The 12,866-nt window shown below is 50.0% G+C and carries 9 protein-coding genes and 2 pseudogenes; 2 read left to right on the forward strand and 9 right to left on the reverse strand.

What is annotated here, in order from left to right; translation table 11 throughout:
• Positions 1-25: 25 nt before the first annotated feature.
• The 4 genes from KB236_04750 to KB236_04765 all read right to left on the reverse strand — a co-directional run bounded on the left by KB236_04750 (position 26) and on the right by KB236_04765 (position 4,348).
• The gene (locus tag KB236_04750; protein ID UIF30040.1) at positions 26-232 is read right to left on the reverse strand and encodes a hypothetical protein; all 207 of its coding nucleotides are present in this window, start codon (positions 230-232) and stop codon (positions 26-28) included.
• 146 nt (positions 233-378) lie between these two features.
• Positions 379-1,860: a LysM peptidoglycan-binding domain-containing protein gene (locus KB236_04755; GenBank protein UIF30291.1), complete on the reverse strand. Its 1,482-nt coding sequence runs from the start codon at positions 1,858-1,860 to the stop codon at positions 379-381.
• A 541-nt stretch (positions 1,861-2,401) separates the two neighbouring features.
• Entirely contained in the window at positions 2,402-3,421 is a 1,020-nt protein-coding gene (locus KB236_04760) for a DUF1002 domain-containing protein (GenBank protein ID UIF30041.1), read from the reverse strand.
• A 114-nt stretch (positions 3,422-3,535) separates the two neighbouring features.
• Positions 3,536-4,348, reverse strand: coding sequence for a C40 family peptidase (locus KB236_04765; GenBank protein ID UIF30042.1), 813 nt, complete (start codon positions 4,346-4,348; stop codon positions 3,536-3,538).
• A 96-nt stretch (positions 4,349-4,444) separates the two neighbouring features.
• Here KB236_04765 and KB236_04770 point away from each other — a divergent pair, with 96 nt between their 5' ends.
• The gene (locus tag KB236_04770) at positions 4,445-5,122 is read left to right on the forward strand and encodes a transposase (protein ID UIF30043.1); all 678 of its coding nucleotides are present in this window, start codon (positions 4,445-4,447) and stop codon (positions 5,120-5,122) included.
• Positions 5,119-6,012: an IS3 family transposase gene (locus KB236_04775; GenBank protein ID UIF30044.1), complete on the forward strand. Its 894-nt coding sequence runs from the start codon at positions 5,119-5,121 to the stop codon at positions 6,010-6,012. The genes KB236_04770 and KB236_04775 overlap by 4 nt, the downstream gene beginning before the upstream one ends.
• A gap of 185 nt (positions 6,013-6,197) precedes the next feature.
• Here KB236_04775 and KB236_04780 read toward each other — a convergent pair.
• From KB236_04780 to KB236_04800, 5 genes and pseudogenes are all read right to left on the reverse strand, one after another.
• Positions 6,198-6,973 (reverse strand): annotated as a pseudogene (locus KB236_04780) (IS5 family transposase).
• A 167-nt stretch (positions 6,974-7,140) separates the two neighbouring features.
• Positions 7,141-7,916 (reverse strand): annotated as a pseudogene (locus KB236_04785) (IS5 family transposase).
• Between the two features lie 264 nt (positions 7,917-8,180).
• On the reverse strand, positions 8,181-10,202 hold the full coding sequence (gene tkt, locus KB236_04790) for a transketolase (protein UIF30045.1): 2,022 nt from the start codon (positions 10,200-10,202) through the stop codon (positions 8,181-8,183).
• Between the two features lie 312 nt (positions 10,203-10,514).
• Positions 10,515-11,435: a ribokinase gene (gene rbsK, locus KB236_04795; protein ID UIF30046.1), complete on the reverse strand. Its 921-nt coding sequence runs from the start codon at positions 11,433-11,435 to the stop codon at positions 10,515-10,517.
• Positions 11,436-11,598: 163 nt separating this feature from the next.
• On the reverse strand, positions 11,599-12,609 hold the full coding sequence (locus tag KB236_04800) for a LacI family transcriptional regulator (protein ID UIF30047.1): 1,011 nt from the start codon (positions 12,607-12,609) through the stop codon (positions 11,599-11,601).
• Positions 12,610-12,866 lie beyond the last annotated feature (257 nt).

Below are 12,866 nucleotides of genomic sequence, written 5' to 3' on the forward strand. Positions count from 1 at the left end.
ATGAGCGATCATCGACGGTTTATGCTTAGTCTTCAGAAGCATCCATTGCTTCCAGAATCATGTCTAGCTGAGCGCACTTATTACTGAGGTAGTTCATTTCCTCACCATACCGCGGTTCAATCCGTACGGTTTCATCAGTACTTTGAACAGTTGCGGATTCCTTTTCTTTCAACGTGGCTAGCTGTGAATTAGCCTGCCGATACTCTTCCAGAATCTCTACCCGATTACTCATCATTACACAACTCCTTTAACAAAAATAGTTTTTTAATTCCCGTTTTCTCAAACGACTAAAAGGAATCATACCACTTGCTAAAGGATTTGTTAACGATTATCTTAAACTTTTTCAGCGAAATTCATAAACTTTTGACGTGCAACCGATTACTTAACCGTCCCGGCAAAGGATGGCATGAAGTACTTACTGATTTGGTGAACCTGAACGTTTTGTCCCGGCGTTGGCGCGTCAACAAATTGGTTATTTCCTAAGTAGATGGCATCATGGTAAGTGGACCCCTTGGCACCCCAGAAGAGGATGTCGCCCGGTTTAGCCGAGCCAACGGAATGCGTCGAAACGTAGGCCTCTTGTGCTACCGTGTTATGTGGTAAGCTGACGCCCATCGCGTTCTTGTAAACGTAAGCGACCAGACCAGAACAGTCCATCCCACTCAGTGAGGAGCCACCCCAGACGTAAGGAATGTTGGCTGAAGAGAGTTTCAGCGCCAGACCCGTCACGGAGCCGCTGGTTAAGCCGGCCGTGTTTGTGGTCTTCTTAGCGCTACTACTAGTTGTGGCCGCTGAACTGGTTGCGCTTGAAGCCGCACTGCTAGTACTGTTAGCTGATGTACTGCTGGTCGTGGTAGCGGCCTTAGCAGCCTGCTTCTTAACGGCCGATTGCGTCGTGGTTCTGATCCGCTTCGTGGTCGTCGTAGCCGTGGCGTTTTGACTACCAGTCTGCTTCTGCGCTTGGCTGGTGGTACGACTACTGGTTACGGCGCTAGTTGATGACGTGGCACCCGTAGCTGACGACTGGGTGCTGGACTGACTAGCCGGCTGGGTTGAAGAGGTTGCCGGTGCTGCGGCCCGCGTCCGCCGTTGTGGCTGTGACGTCTGACTCGCACTCGTCACGCTACTCGTGCTGGTACTGCTACTGGACGACGTCGTCACGGGAGCACTGCTAGACGTCGAACTGCTGGTCGTAGCCGCTGACTGACTGGAACTGGACTGGGCGTAGCTGGTACGCGGCGCCTGCGATGTCGTGTTGGCATTGCTGTGGTTACTCTTCGTTACACTGCTACTGGTTGATCCAGTGCTGGAAGAAGCCGAACTGGTCGTGGATTGACTGGTAGCGGCTGACGTGCCCGCGGCTGCGCTTTGTTTCTGCTGTTGCTTGCTTGCCGCTGCTTGTTGTTGCGCCACGATTTGGGCCTGCACGGCATTGGCCTTTTGCGTAGATTGATGCGTCGCACTACTGGTCGTGCCAGTCGTCGTGTTGGCTTGCACGCCGGTCGTGGTCTTGGCGGTACTCCCCCGCGGAATCGTCAATTGTTGACCCACGCTCAACACGTCACCCGTCATGTGATTGGCCTTTTGTAATTGGGCCACGGAGACATGGTATTGCTGTGCTAAATCCCAGAGCGTATCGCCGGATTTGACGGTATGCGTCTGCGTCGTCTTAGCGGACCGAACCTGTAATTTCTGCCCGACGAAAATTAAATCAGTTTTGCTGTCAATCGAATTCTGCGCTTCGAGGTCATCAATCGAGACCCCCAGTTTTTGTGAAAGTTCCCAAACGGTGTCGCCCTGCTTGACTTGAATACTGTCGGCATTAGCAGTAATGGTCGCGCCGGCTGCCAAGGCACCCATGGCCCCAACAACCCCAACCAACGCTTTTGTTTTTCGTTGTCCTGTACTCATTTTCAACAACACGTCCTTTTATGACTTTTTTTCAAACGCAAGTGAACGAGAAAATTCGGCCAAATCAGCCGATCACTTTCGGTCGTTCATAGTAAATACGAATCACAAATTAATATTACCACACGTTTTCCCAGTTCCTTGTGAAATATTAAGGAAATCATAACGGATTTTTAAGGTTAAACATTTGTTCCCGTTTTGAAAATATAACAATTTAGATACGCATGAAAGCACCGCCACGTTAGTATTAAACGGTTACATTGAAGCAAACAAACGTTCAAATACAGTCGATATCCACCGGCAAACAGTTACTTGAGGCGGTCAAGGACGGTTGCACATGAAAACAGTTGCAGAATACAAATTGAGCCTGATAACGCTTTCTGTAGGTTACAATTATCAAATTTTCGGGCGACTTTGTGAAATTGAAAAAAATTCCACAAAAAAACGGGAGAAGGTCTCCCGTTAGTTAGTAATCCCGCCATTCTGACTGATCTTAGTTGAAGAGTCCTTGGAAGAACGCCACAACCTTATGCCAGATTTGAACAAGGAAATTTTCTGCTTTTTTCGCATCCGCACTGTTGGCAAAATCTTTCACATTGGCCATTTTGTTACCAATGCTGTTGGCTAAATTGCTAGCCACATTGGTGACGTTGGTCACGTAGGATTTGCTGGTCGACACCGGCGCCTGTTGCACCTTACTCAGGGCCACCGCAATATTGGTAATCTGCGTCTGGTTGGTTTTCCCATCAATCCCCTGCTTAGCCAAAGCCTTTTGCAACATGGCTTCGATATCTGCCTTGGTGGCCAAATCGTCACCGTTTTGTCGTTGCTTGGCCAAGTCAGATGAGACTGACCCGACGGCCGACATCAACTTACCCGGATACTTCTTATCACTACTGTTGTTGTCAATGGCCGGCTGAGTGGCATCCAACACGCCGTTGGCAGCCTGGGTATTTTCCGAATTCAGCGTCAACCCATCGGCGGCCAAGGCCTTGTACACCCCAGTCAGTGCCGATTCACCGGAGACTGATTTATCGGCCGTCACCGTGATAATGACATCCTTCACCCCGGCCATCGTTGCGACCATGGCGTATTGTTGCGAGGTCACTTCCGTAATATTATTACTACCATTATAGTCGGCAATGTTGACCTTGACACCAGTTCCCGGATCAGCGGGTGCGAGTGCCACCGAACTAATCATGCTAGCATCGGTGGTTCCGGCTGAATTCAAGTACTTGGCGTAATCGCTCCCGGTAGCGGTCAAGGCCGTGTAATTGGACTTGACGCCCAGAGCGAAGGCCACGCTATCCTTGTCTTCGCTAGCTAAACCCGCGCCATAGACCACGTAGGCCTTGGACAAAGCCTTGGTCTGAACCGTGCTGCCACTGGTGGCGGAGCTACTGGTCTCGCTCGTGTCAGCGGTCGTCGTATCGGCATGTCCGATCACACCGCCCCCGATGCCCACGACCAGAGCGGCCGCGGCTAAGCTCAAAACAATTCGTTTAAATTTCATTGTTTGCACTCTCTTTTCACTTGAATTTAACTTCTCCCGTGCACCCAGTATAGCACGTGAAAATTCCGGGAAGCTAAACGCAACGTGACCTTAGAGAATTCTTCAAACTTACTTTTACTGCCAGAAACGCCGTGCCCCGGCGTATTCGGGGGCAAAGGCGGATTTGGCCATACTGGATTCTTCGACCTGACCACCCGGCTTAGGCGCGTGGAGAATGCGACCGGCCCCCGCGTAGAGTCCCACGTGGTGAACGTCACCCGTGCCGTGTTTGGTGGCAAAGAAGACCAGATCACCCGCGGTTAACTCTTCCGGCGCCACCGGGAAGCCGTTGGCAAATTGGTCCTGCGTATCCCGTGGTACCGGAATGCCCAGTGCCCGGTGCAAAGCATAGACGAAGCCCGAACAGTCGAAACCGGCTGGTGTCAGGCCACCCCAGAGGTACGGCGTGTCAATGAATTGCCGCCCCAGAGCCAGAATGCGATCACCATCATCCACGCCACTCACGCCTAATTTTGCCGCTGCGGCTGGAATCTGACCAGCACCTAGAGGCGTCACCACCTGAATCCAGTCGCTGTCTTGACTGGTGGTAGTCAGGATCGCGCCCATGGGTAGATCCAAAACGGGCTGTTGGTTGGCGTCCACGAGGGTGGTCGTCGGCTGAACCAGCCGCACCGTCGTTGTGGGATATTCCAACTCAGCATCGCTAGTGGTCAATTGACTCAGCGGGACCCAACCGGGATAACCGCGGCGCTCTGCCCGATTGGCCTGACGCGTCACGAAAACATGAGCCCAATCCCCCTCTTGTCGATCCAAGACGACCCGATCGTTGAATAACGCTTCGGTGACAATGCTTTGATTATCCGCTAATCGTTGCCGATCGGCCGGCTGTAAAGCAGCCGCCCAAGCCGTCAAGTTGCCATCCTTCAAGTACGTTTGATCAGTCTTTGTGGCTTGTTATGATCCCTTTGGGGTTGTCAAATGAAATAATATAATTCATCTGACAATCAACGGAGGGAATATGACATGTCGAAGATCAAGTATAGTGCCGTGGAGAAGCTGGAGTTGATTAATGAGTTTGAAGCATCAGGTCAAACTAATATTGGCTTTGCCAGAGAACATGGTTTGGCAGACAAGGAGGCGGTCATTCGGTGGCGGGCGTTGTACAAACGAGATGGCTTTGATGGGCTTAAAGAATCTAAAGGTTGTCGCAGATACAGTGAGGTCTTTAAGCTAAGAGTCGTGTATGCTTTTTTGAACGGCGAAGGTTCACAACGAGAAGTAGCAATGAAGTATGGTTTGCGCTCAGCTACGCAGGTAAATTACTGGGTTTCCAGGTATAATAGGGACAAAACTGTGACGGCAACCCCGTCTAGAAAGCAGGTCCCAACGATGAGCCGAAAAACTACTCTGGCAGAGCGTATTGAAGTGGTTGAGTACATTACCAAGCAGAACCACTCATATAACGAAGCAGCTGAACATTACAGCGTCTCCTACCAACAAGCCCGTTCGTGGGTGCTTAGAGCTAAGAAAGGTGGTTACAACGCCTTAGAGGATCGACGCGGACACCGTAAGCCACAACGAGAATTAACCGACTTAGATAAGGCCAATTTGCGGATTAAGCAACTAGAAGGTCAAGTCGCCGACATGGAATTACTGAAAGAATTCGTAAAAAAATTTCAAGAAATTCAGCACAAGGGGTGAATCAGCAACATCGACTGGCATATCAGGCAATCAGTGAGGTCAGTCAAGGAAAGCGAGGCGCCATTAAGACATTATTGACGCATATCGGAGTTAGTCGGCAAGCTTATAACAAGTCTTTTCATCGGCAAGAAACGCCGTGGGAGACTCAAGAGCGGCTTCTAGAAAAGCGAATCACTTATTGGTTCAATCAACATCATCAAGCAATCGGAGCTGGCAAGATCTTGTCCAATCTACAGCATGATGAACAGGTGACGTTTAAGGTAACAATCAAGCGTGTTAAACGAATTATGCGTAACTTGAATATCAAGTGTCAGATTCGGGTTAAGAAGCGCCAACGTATCAAGGAACAGGAACAATACATTCAGGACAATGTTTTGAATCGTAACTTTAAAGTCGCCGGTCCCAACCAGGTTTGGCTTGCGGATTCGACTGAGTTGTCTTACGGACCAAAGGGTCAATTCAAAATCCGACTGAGTGGTGTTTTAGATCTATGCGGCCGGAGACTGATCGCCTCATTTTTGAGCACTACAGAAACAGCTGTGGCAGAGATCCAGGTTTTTAAACAGGCTTTTGAACAGGCTGGCGATGTACACCCACTGATCCATACGGACCGTGGAGCTGCTTACACCGCTAAAGCTTTCAATAACTTTCTGTCAGAACATAAAGTGATGCGCAGTATGTCCCGACCAGGAACACCTTACGACAACGCGCCAATGGAGCGTTGGTGGAATGAATTTAAAGCGCATTGGATGGAACGTCATCCAATGCCAAAAACGTATCGAGAGTTTGTGGAGCTGGTAAACGAAGGCATCCACTACTTTAATTACTTGGATCGTTCCCCAGAAAGAAACGGCCTCACCCCAGTAGAATACTGGAATGAAGCCGCTTAGAGTAAATATCCATTTTATATTATTTCGAATGACAACTTGACAGGGACTAGTACAGCTGCCGTCGGTGCGGACCACACTAATGCCGTGGGAACCTTAATCCGTCGAATCTCCATTAAAACCGCCTCCAGTTTCTTTACCCCAATCTTACCAATAATTCGGTCAACTTACTAGGGCCTGTTCTCAAACTATTTCAATAGAATCATGATGGCGCAGATGTATATGGTGGACAAGAAGCTGGTAGCTAGCTTATCGTAGCGTGTTGCGAAGCGTCTAAAGTTCTTCATTTGATTAAAAAAGTCTTCAATCAGGTGACGTTCACAGTAGGTGAAATAATCACAGTCCCAAGGATCTTTGGCATTCTCTTTTGGCGGAATGGTATAGGTCCCATGGGCTGATGTAATTTGGTCTCTTAGCTTTTCGGCACCATATGCTTTATCCGCAATCACGTTTACGTTAGTCAAATCAACAGTTTCAAGTAGTTCAGGTGCCGCAATACTATCGTGTACCTGACCACCTGAAAGCAAGAATTTTAGTGGGTTGCCCAGTCCATCTACTAACGCATGAACCTTGGTGGTAAGGCCACCTCGGCTTCGTCCTATGAATTGGTTGAACTCTGCATTGACTGCGTTTTTTTAGCACCGGTAGCTTTTTGATGAACCCGAATACTGGTTGAATCTAAGCTGATGTTCTCCATGTCTGGATCTTGAGAAAGTTCTTCAAACATTTTTAGAAACAGACCGGAATTTGACCAACGTTGAAATCGGCTGTAAATTGCCTTCCAGTGACCGTAGCGCTCGGGAACGTCACGCCATGCCGCTCCGCTTCGCATCAGCCAGAGAATACCATTGAAAGCCGTTCGGTTATCAATGGTGGCTGGTCGACCGGTACGATAGGCTGGAAACATTGGTTCAATGCGGTTCCACTGTTCGTCAGTTAGTTCATAGCGCTTTGGTATAGTCATGATGTACTCCAATCCGTTTTTGATGGAGTATACCAGAAATCAATGTTTAGGAACAGACCCTAAAGGAAGGTGAATTTTTTCTTTTTCGCTAAGTTAGTTCAATGTCCATTAGGGTATACCCTATTGGCCTTTTTTATTTCTGTGCTATACTAGGGCCTGTTCTCAAACTATTTCAATAGAATCATGATGGCGCAGATGTATATGGTGGACAAGAAGCTGGTAGCTAGCTTATCGTAGCGTGTTGCGAAGCGTCTAAAGTTCTTCATTTGATTAAAAAAGTCTTCAATCAGGTGACGTTCACAGTAGGTGAAATAATCACAGTCCCAAGGATCTTTGGCATTCTCTTTTGGCGGAATGGTATAGGTCCCATGGGCTGATGTAATTTGGTCTCTTAGCTTTTCGGCACCATATGCTTTATCCGCAATCACGTTTACGTTAGTCAAATCAACAGTTTCAAGTAGTTCAGGTGCCGCAATACTATCGTGTACCTGACCACCTGAAAGCAAGAATTTTAGTGGGTTGCCCAGTCCATCTACTAACGCATGAACCTTGGTGGTAAGGCCACCTCGGCTTCGTCCTATGAATTGGTTGAACTCTGCATTGACTGCGTTTTTTTAGCACCGGTAGCTTTTTGATGAACCCGAATACTGGTTGAATCTAAGCTGATGTTCTCCATGTCTGGATCTTGAGAAAGTTCTTCAAACATTTTTAGAAACAGACCGGAATTTGACCAACGTTGAAATCGGCTGTAAATTGCCTTCCAGTGACCGTAGCGCTCGGGAACGTCACGCCATGCCGCTCCGCTTCGCATCAGCCAGAGAATACCATTGAAAGCCGTTCGGTTATCAATGGTGGCTGGTCGACCGGTACGATAGGCTGGAAACATTGGTTCAATGCGGTTCCACTGTTCGTCAGTTAGTTCATAGCGCTTTGGTATAGTCATGATGTACTCCAATCCGTTTTTGATGGAGTATACCAGAAATCAATGTTTAGGAACAGACCCTAGATTGTTCTGAATTTCTTCACGAAGTTGCGCGGAAAGTCCCTGGTGACTAGCCCCTATTGGACGAGATAAGTTCTTTTGTCTGCGCCTACCATGCCGAACAGCATCATCTGTTCCACCGCCACCCCACCAAAAAGGCCACGCTAGTTGCGGAAGCCTAGCGTGGCCAGAGAACGATATATTATAGAAGAAACAGCCTAAGTCTTACAGAAGATCCAGATAGGCTTGGACGATGTTTTCCGGGGTGAAACCGGCCATCTTAACCACGGCAGGTCCGTTGCCACTCGCCCCGAACCGTTCTTGCGTTAACGCCACACCATCGAGGCCAACGTAGCGGTACCAGCTGGCGCCACTCGCCATTTCGACCGCAACCCGCCGCCGCAGATGCTTAGGTAGCACGCGCGCTTGGTAATCGGCGGATTGTGCACTGAATTTTTCAAAACTTGGGATAGAAACGACACGAACATCATGCCCAATCTCCGCCAGGCGTTGTTGCGCGTCCACGGCGAGTTTAACCTCGGACCCGGAAGCCATCAGAATGCCCTCCGCCTCGTGTTGGGCCTCGGTCACCACGTAACCGCCTCGTTTAACGCCGCTACGCACCTTGGCCGCTGCCTTGGGTAAGGTTGGCAAGCCCTGACGCGTCAACACGATTGCCGTTGGGTGATCGGTCGCCGCAATGGCCTGTTCCCAAGCCGCCACGGTTTCATTCCCATCGGCGGGCCGATAAACGGTCAATCCCGGAATCGACCGTAAGGCAGCCAGCTGTTCAACGGGTTCGTGGGTCGGCCCATCCTCCCCCACGGCCAACGAATCGTGGGTAAACACGTAAATGACCGGCAGTTTTTGCAAGGCCGCCAGCCGAATCGCTGGCTTCATGTAATCGGAGAAGACGAAGAACGTTGACCCATAGATTCGAGTCCCACCGTGGAGCGCAATCCCATTCATTGCGGCCGCTTCGGCGAATTCGCGGACCCCGAACCAGAGATTCTTGCCGGTCGGGTTATCCCGACTGAAGCGGTCCGTCGCCGCCACGTTGGTCTTGTTGGAACTAAACAGGTCGGCCGATCCCCCCCAGAGATTCGGGCAAGCCGCACTCAGTTGCTGTAAAATCTCGTGACCACTCGCCCGCGAAGCCAGCGCATCTTTCTTGTAATAGGTGGGCAGACTCGCCGTGTAACCGGTCGGCAAGGTTTGGCTGATCCCCTGCGCAAACTGTGCCGCAAGGGTTGGTTCAGCCGTGGAATACCGATCAACCAGATTCGACCATTCCTGATGACTGGCCCAACCACGCGATTTGACGGTACTCTGGAACCGATCACGCACGGCCGTTGGCACTGTGAAGGGATCGTTATCCCAGTTGTAGAAGTTCCGGGTAGCCGCGAGGTCTTCATCGTTGAGCGGCGCCCCGTGAACCTTGTTGGTTCCTTGATGCGGGCTCCCCGCGCCAATAACCGTCTTGACTTCGATCAGGGTTGGCCCGGTCTGATTGTTCTTCGCCGTATTAATTGCGTCGTCGATGGCGGCTAAATCATTGCCATCTGCCACGCGGAGGTAGTTCCAGCCGTAGCTTTCAAAACGGCCGGCAACGTCATCGTGACAGGCGTTAGACAACGGCCCATCAAGGGAAATATCGTTGGAATCATACAAAACAATTAATTTATTGAGTTTTAACTGACCGGCAAGGCTGGCCGCTTCAGCAGCCACACCTTCCATCAGGTCCCCATCGCCGCAAATCGCGTAAGTATAGTGGTCAACCACGTTAAAGGCGTGCCGGTTGTACGTAGCGCCGAGGTGCATCTCCGCCATGGCCATCCCCACGGCCATACCAATCCCTTGACCCAGTGGACCAGTCGTCGCATCAACCCCAGGCGTCACCCCATACTCCGGATGACCAGGCGTCTTACTCCCCATTTGCCGAAAGTTCATCAGGTCATGCTTACTCAGTGCAAAGCCGCTCAAATGCAGTAGGCTATACAACATGGCTGAGCCGTGCCCCGCGGATAAAACGAAGCGGTCCCGGTTGAACCACTGTGGGAAGGACGGGTCGATGCGTAGGTGCCGTGAGAACAGGACGTAGGCCATTGGCGAAACACCCAACGGTAAACCCGGGTGACCGGACCGCGCTCTAGAAATCATGTCCATACTGAGCATCCGAACCGCCGTCACGGCCTGCGTATCAACTTCATCAAAATCTGCTTTTTTTACGACTTGTTCATTCAACATTGTAAAATAACCTCACTTTGAGCAACCGGACCATTCACAATCGCTAGTTTTGATTGGCACATGCATACGTTGATTTAATCGATATCGTCAACGGCATCTCCTTGACTTTTCTAACTATACCAATTCAACTAAAATAATGCAAGCATTCTTTAAGAAGTTATTCTAACGGCGTTTATATTAACTTGATAGCTGTATTATCAAATATACCGATTCGTTGATGTTGCAACCGGTTGTCTCAAAAGTGCAAAAAAAGGCAATCTTTTCCGAAAATTTCGAAAAAGATTGCACAATTTTAGTAAGCTTTCAGAAAATCTATTTTTGGCTAGCGGCGATGACGTCATCGTACGTTGGAATCGATGGCATGGCCCCTAAACCTTGAACTGTCAGGGAACTTGCCCGTTGCGCGAAGGTTAAGGCAGATTCGATGTTGCTCAGGTCGCCCTTCAATTGTGAGCTCAAGGCCCCAATGAAGGTATCCCCAGCAGCGGTCGTGTCGACGGCCTTAACCTTGAAGGCTGGCACGAAGCCAGATTCCTTTTCCGTGGCGTAGTAAGCACCCTTACTCCCGACAGTGATGATCAGGTTCTTGACGCCCATTTCGCGGAACTTGGCCGCGTTGGCATCCATGGAAGCCCGGTCGGTCACTTCGATTCCAGTCAAATCGGCACTTTCAGTCTCGTTAGGGACCACCAGATCCGTCACTTTCAAGAGCTCTGGATCGATCTTAGCAGCTGGTGCTGGGTTCAAGATCGTGGTTACCCCGTGCTTCTTAGCAACCTTGAAGGCAGCCAAAGCAGCGGCTTGGGGCGTTTCAAACTGGGTAATTAAAAAGTCAGCCTTGGCAATATCGTCTTCGACCGCAATGACTTCGTCTTCCTTGATTTGTTGGTTCGATCCCCCATAAACCAAGATACTGTTTTGACCCTCTTCATCCAAAAGAATGAAGGCAGAACCCGTCCCAACCGTCTTATCGGTCACGATGGCGCTCGTGTCAATCTTGTCTTCTTGTAGGGATTCGACCATGAAACGACCAGCGTCGTCATTGCCGACTTTCCCGATGAACCGGGTGTCCGCACCGGCACGCGCAGCAGCAACGGCCTGGTTCGCACCCTTCCCACCAGCGGCACTACTCTTGTTTTCAGTTGACAGCGTTTCGCCCGGTAGAGGCATCCGAGGAACCCGTAAGGTTGTATCCACGTTGAGACTTCCAAGAACAGTTACTTTGTTTGCCATAATTAACTTCCACTCCTTAACCATTTATCCGTTCGTAAAACGTTTTACGTATTACCGACACGCCCGGTAACCCGTTTCAGATTACTACTAGCGTATCATGTTTCGAAAAGGCTTACAAGTAAAACTTGAAATTTTTTTCAATCAAAAGCAAAATTTTGTCGGTTTATTTACGAATCGCGGCGGTACTCTCCCGTTGTCGCAGTTCAACCGGCAATTCCACCGTTTGCGGCGCCAACTGACGCTTTTGAATACGATTAATCAAAAGCGTTGTCGCCTGCTCGCCCATGGTCACCACCGGCTGATGAACCGTGCTGAGCTTGGGCACCACGTAGTCATCGAGGTCAATATCATCGTAACCCAGCACCGAGATGTCTTCCGGCACCCGAATGCCCCGCTCGTGAAGACCACGAATGAGCCCCAGCGCCATCTCATCGTTGACGGCGAAGACGGCTGTTGGCGCCTGCGCGATCACGGCTTCGGTCGCCTGATAGCCCCCCAGCTTGGTCATCGGCGAAATGATAAAGGCTTCATCGGGAAGCGTCACGCCCACCTGCGCCAGATGGTGTTTGAATCCTTCCAGCCGAACCACCAGGTTATCCGTGGGATCGGCCGGCATGATAACGGCAATCTGCCGGTGACCCAGCGATAAGAGATGTTCTGCCGCCAGCTTGCCGCCTCGCTGGTCGTTGATGCGCACGCTGTCCAGACTCGGACCACCGTTTTGGTCGATCAACAGATACGGAATGCCATTCTTTTTCAAAATATTATCAATAGCCTCGACGGTAATCGAAGAACTGGAAATGATTAAACCGTCTACCGCCCGCTTGATTAGCTCCTGCAGATAGTAACCCTCCAGATCTTCGTCGTAATTCGCCCCAAAGATCAACGGAATAAAGTGCCGCTCACGACTGGTCGACTGCACACCTTTAATAAACATACTGAAAAACGGGTTGCCCAGGTTGGGAACAATCACGCCAATCGTCTGGGCCGAACGCATAATCAGATTCCGCGCGTTAAAGTCGGGGACGTAGCCCATCTCTTCTTGGAGCTGATGCACGCGGGTCCGCGTATCAATGCTAAACCGCTCGCCCTTCCCATTTAAAATCTGCGAAACCGTGGTGACTGAAACCCCGGCGGCCTCTGCCAGGTCCCGAATCGTTACTTTCCGTGTCATAGCACCCTCCACACCAATCTGTCAAAATCTCGTTTAAGTCGTGGTCACCAACGCCCACGCCGGCAACCACGACCACTGCGTTAATTATACCCTATCCGCGCCGTCAGTTGCTGAACAATTTTAGTTATTTTTCCAATTGTTATTCGTTATTATTAAAGTTATTAAACCCGTAAGCGTTATAATCTTTATTTCAACGTTAAATTAACTAACTGTCGCTTTCCATCTGGGTAAATGAAAAAGACTAGCGGCACCCTTTC

Source organism: Levilactobacillus brevis, from assembly GCA_021383565.1.
GTDB lineage: Bacteria > Bacillota > Bacilli > Lactobacillales > Lactobacillaceae > Levilactobacillus > Levilactobacillus brevis_B.

Excerpts from the sequence above, each read along its gene's own strand:
- KB236_04755 (UIF30291.1), bottom strand. The coding sequence starts at position 1,860 with ATGGGTGCCTTGGCAGCCGGCGCGACCATTACTGCTAATGCCGACAGT.
- rbsK (UIF30046.1), bottom strand. The coding sequence starts at position 11,435 with ATGGCAAACAAAGTAACTGTTCTTGGAAGTCTCAACGTGGATACAACC.
- KB236_04750 (UIF30040.1), bottom strand. The coding sequence starts at position 232 with ATGAGTAATCGGGTAGAGATTCTGGAAGAGTATCGGCAGGCTAATTCA.
- KB236_04760 (UIF30041.1), bottom strand. The coding sequence starts at position 3,421 with ATGAAATTTAAACGAATTGTTTTGAGCTTAGCCGCGGCCGCTCTGGTC.
- KB236_04770 (UIF30043.1), top strand. The coding sequence starts at position 4,445 with ATGTCGAAGATCAAGTATAGTGCCGTGGAGAAGCTGGAGTTGATTAAT.
- KB236_04800 (UIF30047.1), bottom strand. The coding sequence starts at position 12,609 with ATGACACGGAAAGTAACGATTCGGGACCTGGCAGAGGCCGCCGGGGTT.
- tkt (UIF30045.1), bottom strand. The coding sequence starts at position 10,202 with ATGTTGAATGAACAAGTCGTAAAAAAAGCAGATTTTGATGAAGTTGAT.